The 17,918-nt window shown below is 33.7% G+C and carries 15 protein-coding genes; 8 read left to right on the top strand and 7 right to left on the bottom strand.

The genetic code is table 11. From position 1 onward, the window contains the following. Positions 1-55: 55 nt before the first annotated feature. From JM658_RS06320 to aroC, 3 genes are all read right to left on the bottom strand, one after another. Positions 56-1,210 (bottom strand): flavohemoglobin expression-modulating QEGLA motif protein, encoded by a 1,155-nt coding sequence (locus JM658_RS06320; RefSeq protein WP_236958403.1) that lies wholly within the window; start codon positions 1,208-1,210, stop codon positions 56-58. Then, positions 1,207-2,649, bottom strand: coding sequence for a dicarboxylate/amino acid:cation symporter (locus tag JM658_RS06325; protein ID WP_236958404.1), 1,443 nt, complete (start codon positions 2,647-2,649; stop codon positions 1,207-1,209). Before JM658_RS06325 ends, JM658_RS06320 begins: the two co-directional genes overlap by 4 nt. 76 nt (positions 2,650-2,725) lie before the next feature. Continuing rightward, positions 2,726-3,796 (bottom strand): chorismate synthase, encoded by a 1,071-nt coding sequence (aroC, locus tag JM658_RS06330; protein WP_236958405.1) that lies wholly within the window; start codon positions 3,794-3,796, stop codon positions 2,726-2,728. 185 nt (positions 3,797-3,981) lie between these two features. On the opposite strand from aroC, the gene JM658_RS06335 reads away from it, so the two are divergent. After that, positions 3,982-4,812: a UDP-2,3-diacylglucosamine diphosphatase gene (locus JM658_RS06335; protein ID WP_236958406.1), complete on the top strand. Its 831-nt coding sequence runs from the start codon at positions 3,982-3,984 to the stop codon at positions 4,810-4,812. A 37-nt stretch (positions 4,813-4,849) separates the two neighbouring features. Next, positions 4,850-5,644 (top strand): hypothetical protein, encoded by a 795-nt coding sequence (locus JM658_RS06340; protein WP_236958407.1) that lies wholly within the window; start codon positions 4,850-4,852, stop codon positions 5,642-5,644. A gap of 6 nt (positions 5,645-5,650) precedes the next feature. Here JM658_RS06340 and JM658_RS06345 read toward each other — a convergent pair whose 3' ends face one another. Then, a complete protein-coding gene (locus tag JM658_RS06345) occupies positions 5,651-8,551 on the bottom strand; it encodes an FAD-binding and (Fe-S)-binding domain-containing protein (RefSeq protein ID WP_394800467.1) in 2,901 nt (966 codons plus the stop codon). Positions 8,552-8,626: 75 nt separating this feature from the next. Here JM658_RS06345 and JM658_RS06350 point away from each other — a divergent pair, with 75 nt between their 5' ends. Next, entirely contained in the window at positions 8,627-9,124 is a 498-nt protein-coding gene (locus tag JM658_RS06350) for a hypothetical protein (protein ID WP_236958409.1), read from the top strand. A 129-nt stretch (positions 9,125-9,253) separates the two neighbouring features. Beyond that, positions 9,254-10,363, top strand: coding sequence for a TlpA disulfide reductase family protein (locus JM658_RS06355; RefSeq protein WP_236958410.1), 1,110 nt, complete (start codon positions 9,254-9,256; stop codon positions 10,361-10,363). 324 nt (positions 10,364-10,687) lie between these two features. Here the strand turns inward: JM658_RS06355 and JM658_RS06360 are convergent, their stop codons facing one another. Both JM658_RS06360 and JM658_RS06365 read right to left on the bottom strand, forming a co-directional pair. Further along, positions 10,688-11,374, bottom strand: a complete 687-nt coding sequence (locus tag JM658_RS06360) for an SIMPL domain-containing protein (RefSeq protein ID WP_236958411.1) — start codon at positions 11,372-11,374, stop codon at positions 10,688-10,690. A 52-nt stretch (positions 11,375-11,426) separates the two neighbouring features. After that, complete coding sequence (locus JM658_RS06365; protein ID WP_236958412.1) at positions 11,427-12,074, bottom strand: rhomboid family intramembrane serine protease; 648 nt, start codon at positions 12,072-12,074, stop codon at positions 11,427-11,429. 56 nt (positions 12,075-12,130) lie between these two features. On the opposite strand from JM658_RS06365, the gene JM658_RS06370 reads away from it, so the two are divergent. Next, on the top strand, positions 12,131-13,048 hold the full coding sequence (locus JM658_RS06370; RefSeq protein ID WP_236958413.1) for a lysophospholipid acyltransferase family protein: 918 nt from the start codon (positions 12,131-12,133) through the stop codon (positions 13,046-13,048). A 115-nt stretch (positions 13,049-13,163) separates the two neighbouring features. Here JM658_RS06370 and glmM read toward each other — a convergent pair whose 3' ends face one another. Next, a complete protein-coding gene (gene glmM, locus JM658_RS06375; protein WP_236958414.1) occupies positions 13,164-14,552 on the bottom strand; it encodes a phosphoglucosamine mutase in 1,389 nt (462 codons plus the stop codon). 284 nt (positions 14,553-14,836) lie between these two features. Here glmM and JM658_RS06380 point away from each other — a divergent pair, with 284 nt between their 5' ends. Genes JM658_RS06380 through JM658_RS06390 form a run of 3 tightly spaced genes read left to right on the top strand, consistent with a single transcriptional unit; the run spans position 14,837 to position 17,828 of the window. Continuing rightward, the gene (locus JM658_RS06380) at positions 14,837-15,421 is read left to right on the top strand and encodes an acyl carrier protein phosphodiesterase (RefSeq protein WP_236958415.1); all 585 of its coding nucleotides are present in this window, start codon (positions 14,837-14,839) and stop codon (positions 15,419-15,421) included. Positions 15,422-15,428: 7 nt separating this feature from the next. After that, positions 15,429-17,108, top strand: coding sequence for a gamma-glutamyltransferase (ggt, locus tag JM658_RS06385; protein WP_236958416.1), 1,680 nt, complete (start codon positions 15,429-15,431; stop codon positions 17,106-17,108). A gap of 12 nt (positions 17,109-17,120) precedes the next feature. Then, on the top strand, positions 17,121-17,828 hold the full coding sequence (locus tag JM658_RS06390) for a hypothetical protein (protein WP_236958417.1): 708 nt from the start codon (positions 17,121-17,123) through the stop codon (positions 17,826-17,828). The last annotated feature ends 90 nt before the right edge of the window (positions 17,829-17,918 follow it).

A 17,918-nucleotide genomic window follows, 5' to 3' on the forward strand; every position in this document is an offset into this window, starting at 1 on the left:
AGGCTTTTCCTTGACTTAAGCTTATCTTTTACTACAATATTAAATAAGAAAAAACTTACTTTAAATTTTTAAGAATGAAATCTATTGAGCTGTTTTGATTTTGATTATCAGCATAGGAGTCGGTAATATGAATGGATTTTGAAGCCAATCCTAAATCTTGAAGCTTTTGGATAGATTGTACTTTATCAAGAGAAACTTTTCCTGTTAATAAAGGAGAAAGACTATTTCCTGAATTATAATATTCATATATTTTTTTCAATCCAGTTAAATACAAATAGTCTTTTGTGAATCCGCCACCACGATGAATTCTCAATGTAATAATAAAAGCTTTATCTCGATCTAATTTATATTGATTGTGGAGCAAATCGAATGTATCTGCAAAAGAATAACCTTTTATCAAACTATCGGCAGCAATTACCCTATACGCAAGTATTTTAAGCCTGCTAAGTGTTAAAGCGCCGCTCATATATTCACTAAAGACAGCTAACCCTTCTTGTGTTTCTACATTTTTAGGGAAGCCATTAGAAAAAATCTTTAGCGGCTGTCCAAGTCCGTTAAAAGTAGTAACCATATGGACACCAATTTCATGATTGGCAAGCGTTAATAACTGATTGTCATTAAACTTAGCATTCTTTTTAATAAACAGCGTTTGCTTACTATTAGAAACCATAGCATCGGCCGCAATACTTGTAGATAATTTTATGTTTAAAGGGAAATCATAACGTTGAACGAAATCCTCAAAATATGCTTTCGCATCTAAAGAATTATATTTCTTTTCTTCATACTCCGACTCGTCTTTTATATGAAGTATAAACTTAGCATTAGCAACGTCTTTCTCTTTTGGAGTTCCGTAAAGTCTTAAACTGTTGTAAAAGAACTTTTTCTTCTCTCCTATTGCTTCGGCACATTGTACCATATTTGCATAATAATATACAATACTTTGATACAATGCACGGATATCATCATCTTCAATTTTCTCTAATTGATTAGAAAAAAGAGAACGCTGTAGCTTAAAAGCACTAAAATTTTGTTTAGCATATTTAAAAACGGGATCTTCAGTATATTTAGAAGAATAAAAGCGTTGCTTTTCCTTTTCAGTATTTAAAGGATTAAGGTAGCTAAGTAATTCTATTCGCTTTATTAAACGATCTAAATTTTTATCTATCGAAAATAAAGTAGCGTGCTCCTTTAAGATATCTTCTGAAATCATATAGTAGTTTCCTCTATTTTATCTGGTTTATCTCCAGGATAATTAAGCATTCCTTCGCTCTTAGCTATTAAAGAACAAACCGTAGCATCTCCAGTAACATTCACAACAGTTCTCATCATATCTAAAATTCTATCCACAGGAAGGATAATTCCAATCCAAGCAGGATTCAATCCAACAGACTGTAAAACAATAATAAGCATTACTAAACCTGCGCTAGGAACCGCAGCAGAACCAATAGATGCCAATGTTGCAGTTAAGACAATAGTTAATTGCTGACCAATGGTTAGGTCGATCATGTGTAATTGTGCTAAGAATACAACGGCAACAGCCTGATAAAGACACGTTCCATCCATATTTACAGTAGCCCCAATTGGAAGCACAAAACTTGTAATTTTCTTATCTACACCCAAATTATCTTCCACACACTCCATTGTTACAGGAAGTGTAGCTGCACTACTAGATGTAGAGAAAGCTAATGTTTGCGCTGGACTTACCGCTTTAAAGAATCCGAAGTAAGAAATAACTCTAATAAATATTTTAAATATTCCAGGATATACAACAAATATCATTAACGATAATCCTAAGGCTACAGTTAATGAATACCAACTTAGCCCTTTAAAAATTTCTACTACTTTCCCAATATCATCACCAGCCATTTTACTAACAACACCTGCTAGCAATGCAAAGACGAAAAATGGTGCAGCCTTCATTATTAGAGCTACCATCTTCAGGAAAACTTCCATGACTCCATCCATAAAAGCCTCTACAGGCTTAGATTTCTCATCAGGAATAAATAATAAGCTTACTCCAAAGAAAAGAGCAAAAAATATCACTTGAAGCATTAATCCATTATCACCCAAAGAAGTAAAAATATTACTAGGAACAATATCTACTAATGGTTGTAACGGTCCAGCCTCTTTCGCTTGATTTGCAGTATTTAATTTATCTTTTACGGTTGCATCCTTTAATTCAGATCTAGACATATCTGAAATACGCTCTGCTCGGTCTAAAAATTTTGGATCATGAAGGTAATTAACCCCATCTTTAATTTCTAAATTCTGTGATGCAGCCCAGAGTTCGTAGCTTATTCTATTATCAATACGACTCTGTTCATCAATAAGCTTTCCAGGTTTGATAACGTTTACTAATACCAATCCTAATGAAACTGCCAATACGGTGGTTAGAAGATATGCTAAAAGCGTCTTACCTCCCATTCTTCCTAAGCTTGAAGGGTCTCCAATATTAGAAACTCCATTTATAATAGAAAATAACACTAACGGAACGGCTATCAACTTTAATAAGTTTATAAATATAGTTCCAAACGGCGCTATCCAGTCGATTGTGAACTGGCTCCATCCTAATTTACTAGATAGAACTGCCCATATAATTCCAAGAACTAAACCTATAATAATTTGCCAATGTAATGCTAATTTCTTCAAATGAATTGTTTTAATAAGTTATTAGTAATCGCTTGATAATTTATAATCTTGAGGATAAATATAATTAAACTTAAGATTATTTTTTATGCTGATGACTGTTATTAATCAATGTATAATCTGCTAAAACTAAAGCTGCCATAGCTTCAACAATAGGAACAGCGCGTGGAACAACACATGGGTCATGACGACCTTTTCCCTGCATTTCTACTTCTTTCCCTTGGTTATCTATAGTTTTTTGCGTCTGCATAATAGTTGCAACGGGCTTAAAGGCTACTTTAAAATAAATATCCATTCCGTTACTAATTCCACCTTGAATTCCTCCAGAATAGTTGGTTTTAGTAGTTCCGTCTACATTGTATAAATCATTATGCTCACTTCCTTTCATTTCTGCACCTGAAAAACCACTTCCATATTCAAAACCTTTTACAGCATTTATAGAAAGCATTGCTTTTCCTAATTCTGCGTGAAGCTTGTCAAAAACAGGTTCTCCAAGTCCAATAGGTACATTCTGAATCACACAAGAAACAACACCTCCAACAGTATCTCCTTCCTTTCTGATCTGCTTGATATAACCCTCCATTTCTGAAGCCATAGCTGTATCTGGACAACGAACAATATTTCTTTCTGCATTTTCTAAGTCCAACTCAGAATAATGCTTCTCTAAATGGATATTCCCTACTGAAGAAACATAAGCGGTAACTTTTATCCCTTCAAGCATTTGCTTTGCAATAGCTCCAGCTACTACTCTACTTGCTGTTTCTCTTGCAGAACTTCTTCCACCACCACGATAATCTCTAAAACCATACTTTTTTTCGTATACATAATCTGCATGCGAAGGTCTGTAATTATCTTTTATATGCGAATAGTCGTGAGATTTCTGATTGGTGTTTTCAATAATAAAACCAATTGGTGTTCCTGTAGTTTTACCCTCAAAAATACCTGAGAGAAAACGAACTTCGTCTGGTTCTTTTCGTTGGGTAACAATAGCAGATTGACCCGGTTTACGTCTATCTAAGTCTAATTGAACTTTACTTAAATCTAGTGAGATGCCTGCTGGGCATCCATCAATAACTCCGCCTAAAGCCTCACCGTGAGACTCGCCAAAAGTGGTTAACTTAAAGAGGTTTCCAAAGGAATTTCCTGCCATAAAATTTTGATTTTGACAAATGTAAATCTTATAAAAGAAATACAAAAATTAAATATGCGTAATAATAAATTAATATTTAGGATAAATACTATTAGTTTCTTAACATTCTTATCATATATATTTAATTATCAAATAATACGGTAACAGAATATCTTCCTTTACTTCGTAGTATCAAATAGTTAAGGTTGAGAAAAAGAAAATTAGACGTTGTTGTCATTTCAGATGTACATTTAGGAACCTTCGGATGTCATGCAGGAGAATTACTCTCTTATTTAAATAGCATCGCTCCTAAAAAGTTAATCCTAAATGGAGATATTATTGATATTTGGCAGTTCCGAAAGCGATATTTTCCTAAAAACCACCTACAGGTAATCAAAAAGATTATCGACCTTTCCACTAAAGGAACTGAAGTTTATTATATTACTGGAAACCATGATGAAATGCTAAGGAAATTTAGTGATGTTTCTATGGGAAACATCCATATCCTAGATAAATTGATTATGGATTTAGACGGTAAAAAAGCTTGGATATTTCATGGTGATGTATTTGACGCTTCTATCCAACACACAAAATGGATTGCAAAGCTCGGCGGTTGGGGTTATGATTTTTTAATCTTGTTTAATAGGCTCATTAATTGGTTTTTAATCAAAATGGGGAGAGAAAAGTATTCTCTTTCCAAAAAAATTAAAAATAGTGTAAAGAAAGCCGTTAAGTATGTAGGCGATTTTGAAAAAGTTGCAGCAGATTTGGCCATAGAAAATGGTTATAAGTATGTTGTTTGTGGACATATCCATCAGCCCCAAATGCTTAGAAAGGTCAATAAAAATGGCACTTGCCTATATTTAAACTCTGGAGATTGGATTGAAAACCTCACTGCGTTAGAATATCATGATAAACGCTGGGATTTATACCATTTTAATGAAGATAAGCTAAGTCCCTTTTACTCTGATGAAGATATAAAAACCATGAATTATAAGGAGTTATTGGCAGCAATTACAATTACAGGTAAAAAGTAAGTTATATTTTTTTTACATTTGAAAAATTTCAAACTGAATGCGTTTATACCAATTTCTTTTTACTTTACTAATATTCTCGATTTTAAGCTCATGTTCCAGCAATGAAGCTATTTCTGAAGAATTGTTATCTGAGATAGATTCTGAGAACTATTTCCCTTTGAAAACATCAGAAAATTGGACTTATAATATAGAGGGGTTAACTAAAGGAAGAGACAGTGTTTGGGTTGAAAAGGACACTCTTATAGAAGGAAATATCCATTATAAAACACGAGCTAACAATCCTAATCTTGGTTTTTTCACCAACCTAGTCGCAGACGGATTACTTCATAAAAGCAAAAGCAAGCTTATATTAAACGGTACGATTTCTAATGTGATTCCAGAATTAGCTATTCCTGTGGAAGGATTAGTTTTATTAGACATGAAAGATCCCGCAGGGAATGTAAGTTACCAAACTTCTGGGATGACGTCTTTTAGTAATCAAGATTATATTATTGAAATAGCGTATATCATTACTTCTAAAACAGAAGATATTATTGAAGATTACAATCTTAACGGAACAGATTACGAAAATATCATAAAAACCTCTGTAACTGTTAATATTGCTGCTATTGCAAATACTAAAATTGATGGATATGAAGCTTCTATACCGATATTAAACCCTCATGACGTAATAACTTCCAACATATACTTTGCACCAGGAATTGGAGTTATAAACAACGAAACAAATACCAATTATAAGCTTACCAATCTTGATGAATTAAATATGGAAATCAGCATCGATAAGCAAGTTTCTGAAGTTGTTGCTCAGCGTATTTCCAACTATTCAAAATAAAGTAACTTACTTTCTAACAACCATTTTATTTAGCAATGTTACTGGATGGATAGCCTCTCGCCCAGTTCCATCTTTAATTTGATGTCTACAGCTTGTTCCATTAGCAACAATTACAGTTTCTTTACTCGCCTTTCTCACTGAAGGGAATAAACGAAGCTCCCCAATAGCCATACTTACCTCGTAGTGCTCTTTTTCATAACCAAAAGAACCAGCCATACCGCAACATCCAGAATTTATCATAGTTACAGAGAAATTCTGAGGGATATTTAGCAAATCAAAAGTGGCCTTTGTATTAGATTGCGACTTCTGATGGCAATGAGCATGATATTTAATCGTTTTTTCTTCCGTAGAAAAGTCTTCAGAAGTAATCACTCCTTTTTTAATTTCTTCAGCAAGAAACTCTTCAATAATAAAGCTATTTAAAGCAACTTTTTTTACCGAATCTTGATCTTCAACCAATCTAAGGTATTCATCCCTAAAAGATAAAATAGCAGAAGGTTCAATCCCAACTATAGGACAATCTGAAGCAACTAAATCTTTTAATTTAGCTACGTTATTAACTGCTAATTCTTGAGCTTGTTTTAAAAAACCTTTAGAGATAAATGTACGACCACTTTCTCCATAATATAAACGCACATCGTATCCTAAGGTTGTAAGCAACTCGATAGCATCTTTTCCTACTGTAGTGTCTAAATATTGAGTAAATTCATCAATATAAAGAACAACCTTTCCTTTGTTAACTAACTTACTTAATGAACATTGAAGGTGTTTATTGAAATCAAAGCTTTCAATATAAGGCAGTGTTCTTTCTGGAGCGATATTAAGTACTTTTTTCATGATACCCCCTGAAAACTTACTATTCGTTATAGATGGAAATACACTCCCGAGTTTACTGAGTTTTGTATTAAAAGCAAAAGCTTTATCTCTAAGTGACGGCGGATTATCTTTATAATATTGATATAGAAATTCCGCTTTTAAAGTAGCCACATCAACATTACTTGGACATTCACTACTACAAGCTTTACAACTGACACATAAGTCAAAAACTTCTTTTAGTTCTTTATTATCGAATTTATTATTATTCTCTGATGTTGTAAGATAATCTCGAAGGGCATTGGCTCTAGCTCGAGTGGTATCTTTTTCATTCTTAGTAGCGTGGTAACTGGGGCACATTGCTCCATTTGAAACATGAGTTTTTCTACAATCTCCACTTCCATTACATTTTTCTGCAGCTCTTAAAATCCCTTCAGAATCTGAAAAATCCATTAATGTATCAACATTCGGTTCCTCCCTATCCGGTTGATAACGAAGAGAAGTATCCATCGGGGCACTATCTACAATTTTCCCAGGATTGAATATATTATTAGGATCAAATGCCTTTTTTACACGCCTAAGCAGCTCATAGTTAGCATTTCCGATCATCAATTCTATAAACTCTGCTCTCACTCTTCCGTCACCATGCTCTCCACTCATAGAACCACGATATTTCTTCACTAATTGAGCAACATCTGTAGTTATCTTTCTAAAGAGCAATACGTCTTCCGACTTTTTAAGATCTAAAATTGGTCGCAAATGCAATTCGCCAGCACCAGCATGAGCGTAATAAACAGCATTCTGTTTGTACTTACTCATAATCGCAGAAAATGCAGTAATATATTCACTTAAATCTTCGATACTTACTGCCGTATCTTCTATACAAGCTACCGCTTTTTTATCACCTACAATATTCCCTAGCAGTCCAAGTCCAGCTTTACGCAACTCTAAAGCCTGCTCTATTTCGGAACCATAAAGCGATGCATTGGCATAACTAAGACCTGTTTTATCCAAAGAAGCAATAAGCGATTTACGCTTTTCCTCCAATCTATCTTTATCAGTATCGCGTAACTCTAACATTAGAATTGCCGCAGGATCTCCTTCAATAAAAAAACGATTTGGGAGCTGCGATTTATTGTTTTTAGTACAATCCAAAATCACTTTATCCATCATCTCGCAAGTAAACAAGTCGTGCTGCATAACTTCACACACAGAATCGCAACAATCTGCTACGCTCTTATAATGAGCAGCTACCATTACTGCGTTATCTGGCATCAAATCGTCCAACTGAATCTTAATTCTTGTAATAAAATTCAGCGTTCCTTCGCTTCCAGAAAGCAACTTACACATATTAAAAGAATCACCACCTTCGGAAAAAGGCTGCAGCCTCAGTAATTCATCTACCGCATAACCTGTATTTCTTCTGTGAATCTCTGGTTTAGGGAAATTATCAAAAACTTGCTCTTTTACCCCATCAGCATTTAATTCAGTAAAAATAGCTCTATAAATATCACCTTCTAGCGTCTGTAGCTCGAGTTTCTCTTGAAATTCAACCTTAGAAAGTGGCTTAAACGTAACTTCGCTACCATCACTCAACACCGCATCAATCTCAATTACTTTATCGCGCGTTACACCATATTTAATAGAAGTTGTTCCACTAGAGTTATTTCCGGTCATCCCTCCTATCATACAGCGATTTGAAGTAGATGTATTAGGTCCAAAGAATAAACCGTACTCCTTCAGGTAAATATTCAATTCATCTCGAATTACACCAGGTTGAACAGAAATAGTCTTTGTTGTGGTATCCAATTCCAAGATATCGGTAAAATATTTAGAAACATCCACTACAATTCCATCACCAACACATTGACCAGCTAATGAAGTTCCAGCAGTTCTAGGAATAACCGACAACTTATGTTCATTACAAAAATGAATTATCGTTTTAAGATCTTCAATATTTTTAGGATACGCTACAGCCGTTGGTATTACGCGATATACAGATGCGTCTGTAGCATAAATAGTTTTATGAAGATCGTCGAAAAAGAGCTCTCCTTTAAGTGACTCTTTCAGCGTTTGTAGGAAATTTTTGGATATTTTTAACAAGACTAAATGATCTATAAATTAAATTAGCACCGTATATAACTCGAATACAAACTTAAAAACTAATTTATGAAAAAATTCATTTTATTTAGCATTTTAGCAATTGGCTTTGCTGCAACAGCTTATTCTCAGGAAGTATCTAAAAATGCCTTAGGGTTAAGATTAGGAGATGGAGATGGCTTTGGGGCAGAGATTTCTTACCAAAGAGGCATAAGTGCAAATAACAGACTTGAATTTGACTTAGGATGGAGAGATAACGATCATTATGATGCATTTAGATTAACAGGACTTTACCAATGGGTATTCCCTATTGAAGGGGATTTCAACTGGTACGTTGGTGCCGGTGGTGGTCTTGGAGGATATGACCATAATGACGATTATTTTAACGATCACGGTCATGATGATGGTGGCGTATATGGTTTTATAGCTGGAGATATAGGTGTAGAATATGACTTTAATTTCCCTCTATTATTATCATTAGATTTCCGACCAGAAATTGGATTTGGAGACTTTGATGATAGCGATTTTGATTTTGATATAGCCTTAGGAATAAGATATCAGTTCTAAAAAAAATTCAACATATAACCTAAAAGCCCTGTATATTAAAAGTTCAGGGCTTTTTTTTGTTAATTCCCTTTAAGGATTAACGAGAAATTTTAACTTTGCAGGAAACTAAAACTGTTTAAATAAATTTTAATGAAGAAAATAGGAAGTATTGTCTTATTACTAGTAGCTCTTGTAGCTTGTAATAAAGCAGAAGAAAACACATATAAAGTAACCGTTAGTGTTGATGGTGTAGAAGACAGGAAGCAAGTATTTTTACAAAAACCAATTGACGGTCAGCGTCCAGAAGTAGTAGATACTTTAGAGGTTTTAGAAGGTAAATTTGAATTTACAGGGAAAACGGAAACACCACAGTTACACTATTTATTTTTTGAAGGTGTACAAGGAGTTTTACCGATTATTCTTGAAGAAGGAAACATTAATGTTACTGCCTACAAAGACAGTTTGAACTTTTCTAAGATTGAAGGAAGTCCTTCTAATGAAGACTTTACTTCTTTTATCCAAGGATCTAGAAACATTAGAACTAAAATCTCTGACATTCAGAAAAAAGGAATGGAAGCACAACAAGCTGGAGATACTTTAACAATGAATACGCTTAGAGAAACTTTTGAAGAAGTTCAAGAAGAAGCTAAAGCATATGAGTATGATTTTGTTGAAACACATAAAGATTCTTATATCTCTTTATTAGTTATTCAGCAAATGATGCGTACAAAAAGTAAAACTACTGAAGAAATTGCAGCTTTATTCAACAGTCTTTCTGATGACGTTAAGAAAACTGAAATGGGAAATACTATCTCTAAAGAATTAGAGGAAGCTAATAAATTATCTGTTGGAGCAATTGCTCCAGATTTTTCAGCACCAAACCCTGAAGGAGAAACAATCTCTTTAAAAGGATCTTTAGGAAAAGTAACTATTTTAGATTTTTGGGCTGCTTGGTGTAAACCTTGTAGAGCTGAAAACCCTAATTTGGTGAAACTTTATGCTGAATACCATGATAAAGGACTTAATGTAGTTGGAGTTTCTCTTGATAAAACTGCAGAAGACTGGAAAAAAGCAATTGCTGATGACGGTCTTGAGTGGAACCACATGTCTAACTTAAAGTTTTGGCAAGATCCTATTGCTCAACTTTATAACATCCGCTCTATTCCTGCTACGTATATCTTAGATGAAAACGGTAAGATTATCGCTAAAGATCTTCGTGGAGAAGCTTTAAACAGTAAAATCGCTGGATTGTTAAATTAATCCACTCAAAATAATTACAGAAAAGGCTTTTCAGTATATGGAAAGCCTTTTTTTTGTTTAAAATAAATGCTGTTTAAAGAATTTCAAATGCAGAGTGGTATTATTTGTTATTAATTAATCACGAGTAACAATGAATAAATGCAGGCTTTGCAAGCCGCAACAATTACAACTAAACTATACAGGCTAACATTAATCGCAATCAAGAAGCGCTAATGGCATCAATAAAAACAGCTACAAGATAACACCGTAAACAAAAAAATCCAGAGAAGACGACTTCTCTGGATTTCTTGCATTTATTTATAATCCCTATATAAGGTTAATATTTTACTTTAGCTCGAAAGTAATATTCACTTTAGCCTCGATTACCATCTCACCAACTGCAATAGTATCCATATCTCCACCACTATTATCAGAAGCTTTCATCATTTCCATTCTATAAATTGGCTGTGGAGCGCTTACAGATCCTGTTTCTGAGATTACAAGAGCTTTTCCTACAGATTGCCCAAGCACAGAAGCATACTCCTCTGCTTTCTTTTTAGCATCTTTTACTGCCGCTATTCTCGCTTTAGAATTATAAGCATCAATCTCTGTAGATTTAAAAGTCACACCGTCAATTCTATTAATTCCAGCATTTAGCAATCCTTCTGTAAACTCAGCATATTTATTTAAATCTTTCAGCAATATAGAAATCGACTGATTTGCTACATACTTATATTCTTTAGTTTGATAATCGTAGTTTTTATTAAGGTTTACATATTCTGTTTTAACATCACCTTCTTTAACCCCCATTGACTTGGTATATTTCAAAACCTCGTCAATAGCTTTATCATTATCACTTTTTACAGCTTGCGCTGAAGCACCTTCACTTTCCACTCTAACTTTAATTAGAACTTGATCTGGTGTTACTTTTACAACTCCTTCTCCAACTACCGCAACAGATGGAGTAACTTCTTGTGCCTGCACACTATTCATACCTATAAATGCTATTGCTAATAAAATAAATTGTTTCATATTTTCTTTTGATTAAATATTATATTCATGAGTATACAAACAAGATGCCAAACTATATTTTCCCTGTTTTTTCTAGAATAAATAACACTACAATAGGGATTGCTAATAAAAACACCATCAATGTTTCTTGCATTAATAAGGAAGGCATCATTAATAACGTCATAATATAACCCCCAATAGCTCCTCCAAAATGTGCTGTGTGCCCTATATTTCCAATTCTAGCTTTCATACCATAGATAGAATAAAGCAAATAACCAATACCAAAAAGATATGCTGGAATGGGAATTGGAATAAAAAAGAAAGCTAATCGCATTTCTGGTTGCAAAAGTATTGCTGCATATAACACTCCCGTAACAGCACCACTTGCTCCAACTGCGCTATAACTAGGTTCATTTTTGTGGAAACTTAAAGACAATAAACTCCCCGCCAATAAACTAACAAAATATATGATAATAAACTTTACGTCTCCAAAATATTGCACAACAATTGGTGCGAAAAAATAAAGCGTAAGCATATTAAATAGTAAATGAGAAATATCTACATGTAGAAATCCAGAAGTAATAGTTCTAATTTTTTCTCCTCTATTAATAGCACCAATATTAAATTTATAACGCTCAAAAAAAGAAAAATCATTAAAGCCTTTTATAGAAGCTAAAACATTGGCTCCAATGATAACAATAGTAGCAATACTTAAATTCATAAAAACAATTAAGGTTTAGCTTCAAATATAGCTATATTTGCCAAAATACTTACTGAATGCAATTACTTATTTACCTACTCGCTTACCCTTTGCTATGGATAATCTCAATACTTCCATTTCCTATATTTTATAAAGTATCTGATGCCGTCTATGGTTTAGTGTATTACATTATAGGCTACAGAAAAAAGATGGTTTTAAGTAATTTAGAACGATGTTTCCCAGAGAAGTCAGAAGAAGAACTGCTGCTAATTAGAAAGAAATTCTATAAACATATGTGTGATTTATTTTTAGAAATGATAAAATCGCTCACTATGTCTCAAACAGAAATGAAGAAAAGAGCTAAGTTTAACAATGTAGAATTACTTGATAAATATGCTGAACAAAATAGAAGCGTAGTTTTACTTTGCGGTCATTATGCAAACTACGAGTGGGTTTTATCCTTAGGACAACATATTAAACATGATGGATTTGGAATTTACTCTCCGCTATCAAATAAATATTTTGATAAGCTGATAAAGAAAACTAGAAAAAGACAAGGCGGAACATTAATCTCTAAGTTTAACACCGCTAAGACCATTGTTAAAAACTACCGAGCTAATCACTTATCATTATATGGTTTTGTTAACGACCAATCACCACAAGTAAGCCACACCAGATATTGGAGACCATTTTTTGGAACTGTAGTTCCTGTTCATACCGCTGCAGAAACACTTGCTAAGAAATTTGACTTAGCCATTGTATTCTTCTGCGTTAAAAAAGTTAAAAGAGGGTTTTACGAAACAACAATTATAGATGTAACAGATAATCCTAAAGCATATTCTGATTATGAAATTACAGATATCTATACCGAAATGTTAGAGAAAGAAATAAGAAATAAACCAGAATATTATTTATGGACACATAATAGATTTAAGCACCGAAACAAAGTCCCTAAAGAGTCTGGTAAAGATAATATTAAAGTAAAATATAGTTAAACTACAAGTTTATCAAACAAGGGTTAATATCAGCAAAATCAAGTGTTTAAAAAAAACAGAAAACCTCTTCACTTTAAAATAGTTGAAGAGGTTTTTACTTGTGTAAAAAATACTATTACAAAGCGGCTACTGCTTCAATTTCAGCAATAAACTTATCAGCAAGTGTATCTGCTTCTTCTTGAGATTTAGCTTCTGTATATATTCTAATTATTGGCTCTGTATTCGATTTTCTTAAATGAACCCAATTTTCAGGGAAATCAATCTTAACACCATCTATCGTTGTGATATTTTCGTTGGCATAACGCTTTTCCATTTCAACTAAAATAGCATCCACATCTAACTCTGGAGTAAGAGTTATCTTCTTTTTACTCATAAAATAAGAAGGGTAACTAGCTCTTAATTCTTGGACAGTCATTCCTTTTTCAGCTAAATGCGTTAAAAATAAAGCAACTCCAACTAAAGCATCACGACCATAGTGACTTTCTGGATAAATAATTCCGCCATTTCCTTCTCCTCCAATAATGGCATTATTTTCTTTCATTAATGTTACAACATTCACTTCTCCAACGGCGGAAGCCTCATAAGTACCTTCGTGTTTTTCCGTTACATCTCGCAATGCACGAGAAGAAGACATATTAGAAACTGTATTCCCTTTGGTCTTCCCTAAAACATAATCAGCACAAGCAACCAAGGTATACTCTTCTCCAAACATCTCCCCGTCATTACTTATAAAAGCCAATCTATCTACGTCTGGATCTACAACAATTCCTAAATCGGCTTTTTCTTCTACAACCAATTTACAAATATCTGTAAGATGTTCTTTTAACGGCTCTGGATTATGAGGAAAACGACCATTTGGCTCACAATAAAGCTCTACAACCTCTACTCCTAATTCTTTTAATAACTTAGGAATAACAACTCCTCCTGAAGAATTCACACCATCTACAACAACTTTAAATTTGGCTTCTTTTATTTTTTCAGCATCAACTAAAGGTAAATCAAGCACTTCATCGATATGAATATCTACATAAGAATCGTTAATTATTGTCTCTCCTAAATCATCAACATCAGCAAAATCAAAATTTTCACTTTCTGCAATTGCTAAAATTTTCTTCCCTTCTTCTCCGTTAAGAAATTCTCCTTTATCATTTAATAATTTTAAAGCATTCCATTGCTTAGGATTATGGCTAGCAGTTAAAATAATTCCACCATCAGCTTTCTCCAAAGGAACAGCAATCTCCACCGTAGGAGTTGTAGAAAGTCCTAAGTCGATTACATTTATACCTAATCCCACTAATGTTGAAGCTACCAGATTCTGAATCATTTCTCCAGAAATACGGGCATCCCTACCAATAACTACTGTTAGTTTTTTATTTTCTGATTGAGATTTCAACCAAGTTCCATATGCTGCAGCAAATTTCACTGCATCTAAAGGCGTTAAGTTTTCACCTGTCTGCCCTCCTATTGTTCCTCGTATTCCTGAAATCGATTTTATAAGCGTCATGTAAAGTATGAGTTTTTAATTCTACGTAATGCGTAAAACTGTGTATTAACAACACCAGAATTACTACTATCAGCAAATATAAAAGTTTTATATGTTTAAATTCCCTAAAAAGCAAAAATCGATGTTTACACTCACTACAGAATACAGTATAAAAAAATACAATAACCTAAAAAAACAACACAATACATAAATACCCTCTTCAATATATAGAATATGTTAATTACAATTGTTTAAAATTACTGTAAAACCATTTTTTGTATGAATTGAATTTGTAATTTTAGGGAATGAATTTTTTAGCACATATATATTTGTCAGGAGATAATCCAGAAATAAAAGTAGCTAACTTTATGGCGGATAGTATTCGTGGTAAAAAATACCTAGCATACCCAGACGATTATAAGAAGGGGATTTTGCTACATCGAGAAATCGACACATACACAGACGCACATCCAACTGTAAGGTTAAGTACTAAAAAACTACATAAAAACTATAGTCACTATAGCGGTGTTATTGTAGATATTTTTTATGATCATTTTCTAGCTAAAAACTGGAGTTCATACTCCGATGTTCCTTTAGAAAAATATGTTGACAATTTCTATGATTTACTAGGCGAGCATTATGATATTCTCCCCATGAATATAAAAAAGCTAATGCCATACATGATTGCGGATAATTGGCTACTTAACTACGCTAAATTAGACGGAATCGCTAAAGTTTTAGAAGGGATGAACCGGCGTACAAAGAATAAATCGAAAATGAATTTTGCCATTCAAGATTTAGAAGAACATTATCTTTCTTTTGAAACTGAATTCACATCTTTCTTCGAAGAACTCCAAGAATTTTGTGCTCAAAAACTAAAAACTTTATAATATTTATATGATAAAAAGAATACTCCTACTCTCACTTATAATTCTAGCAAGTTGTAAAACAACAGAAGCTCCTAAACAAGGACTTATAGCTGAAAACGGAATGGTTGTTTCCGCAAGAATGGAAGCTTCGAAAATCGGTGCTGATATTTTAAAGCAAGGAGGAAATGCTTTTGATGCTATGATTGCAACAAAGTTTGCTCTTGCAGTAGCTTTTCCTTTCGCTGGAAACATTGGCGGCGGTGGTTTTTTAGTTTACCGCTTAGACGATGGTAGCACAGGTACATTAGACTTTAGAGAGAAAGCTCCATTAGCTGCCACAAAAAACATGTATTTGGACTCTTTAGGGAATGTTATTCCTGATAAAAGCACTGTTGGAGCCCTAGCAGTAGGAGTTCCAGGAAGTGTTGCTGGTATTTTTGCTATTCATGAAAAGTTTGGATCACTTCCAATGGAAAAATTAATCCAACCAGCCATAAACCTCGCCAATAGAGGTGTTGAAGTAACTTCAAAACAAGCAAACAGGCTAGAGAATTACCAAAACCTAATTACTAAAGTCAGTGGAGATACAGTGCTTTTTGCTAAGAAATATTCAGAAAACGACACTATAAAATATAATGCCCTAGCAAGAACTTTAGAAACTATAAAAGAAAAAGGTCAAGATGGTTTCTACAAAGGAGAAGTCGCTGAAAAAATTGTAGACTTTATAAATAGTAACGGCGGAATTATCACACTCGAAGACCTTGCGAACTACAAAGCTGTTTGGAGAGATCCTGTTACTTTTAACTACAAAGACATAAAAGTAATATCAATGGGTCCACCAAGTAGCGGCGGCATTACTTTAGCGCAAATCATGAAAATGATAGAATCTTATGATCTAGATTCTGAGCATAATTCTGTAAAAGCAATTCAATTAATAACTGAAGCTGAACGAAGAGCATATGCCGATAGATCTTACTTTTTAGGAGATCCAGATTTTACAGAGATTCCTGGCGTAGAAATTACAAGCAGCGATTATTTAAATGAAAGAATGAAATCATTTTCTTATGATAAAGCAACGCCGTCGAGTGAAATATCGCACGGAGAAGTTGAAATCATTGAAAGCGATGAAACAACTCACTTTTCTATTATCGATCAATTTGGAAATGCTGTTTCTGTAACAACAACTTTAAACGGAGCTTATGGCTCGAAGCTATTTTCTGAAGAATTAGGATTCTTTTTCAATAACGAAATGGACGACTTTAGTGTAAAACCTGGAGTCCCTAATATGTTTGGACTTATAGGCGGAGAAGCAAATAGCATTCTTCCCGAGAAACGAATGTTAAGTAGCATGACCCCAACTATCGTTGAGAAAAATGGAAAATTATCAATGGTTTTGGGTACTCCTGGAGGATCTACTATTATCACTTCCGTATTACAAACAATACTCAATGTTTATGAGTACGACATGGGAATGCAGCAAGCTGTAAACATGCCTAGATTCCACCATCAATGGTTGCCAGACGAAATTAGAATGGAGCCAAATGGTTTTGACAAAGAAACGATAGAAAAACTAAAAAGCTTAGGCTATCATATTAATGAATCCAATTCAAGGATAATCGGACTTGTAGATGCTATTCTAGTACTTCCAAATGGAGATTTAGAAGCTGGTGCCGATAGACGTGGAGACGACTCTGCTGTTGGGTTTTAAAAAAGAGAACATATGAAAATCATAAAAAAAATATTAAAATTTATATCCATTGCACTCCTGCTCCTCATAGCTGTTTCTGCAGTTGTTTATTTTATCTACAATGAGCCTCTTCCAAAAGGTAAAACTGGACCAGAAGCAGAAGCTCTTGCCGAAAAAATGCTTAAAGCTGTAAATTATACTAATTATAAAAAGACACGCTTTATAGAATGGACTTTCGCTGGGAAACATTCCTATAAATGGGATAAAGAGAAAAAGCTTGTGGATGTAAAGTGGGATGATTATGTTGTAAAGCTAAATTTAAACAACTACGATAAAAGTGAGGTTCTTATAGATAATGTAAAAATGCACACAGAACCAAGGCAAGAACTTATTGATAAAGCGGTAGGATACTTCAACAACGATTCTTTTTGGCTTGTAGCTCCTTTTAAGGTGAAAGATAAAGGCGTTACAAGAAGCGTAGTAACATTAGAGAATGGAAAAAAAGCATTATTGGTAACATACACTCAAGGAGGCTCAACTCCTGGAGACTCTTATCTATGGAAGCTTAACGATAGTGGTTTCCCTGAAAGCTTTAAAATGTGGGTTAGTATCATTCCAATTGGCGGATTAGAAGCTACTTGGGACGAATGGAAGATTATGGAAACTACCACTTACCTCCCATCATCTCATAAATTTCTATTTCTCAATATAGAAATGACAAAACTAAAAGCCTATAATTAAGAATGAAAATTATTTAGTTAAAAGCTAAAACTTCAGTAAAAACACATACCGAAAAGTCCCTCGAGCAAAAGAAAAACAATGCTATATAAC

The sequence above is a fragment of the Joostella atrarenae genome (genome assembly GCF_021764745.1).
Taxonomy (GTDB): domain Bacteria; phylum Bacteroidota; class Bacteroidia; order Flavobacteriales; family Flavobacteriaceae; genus Galbibacter; species Galbibacter atrarenae.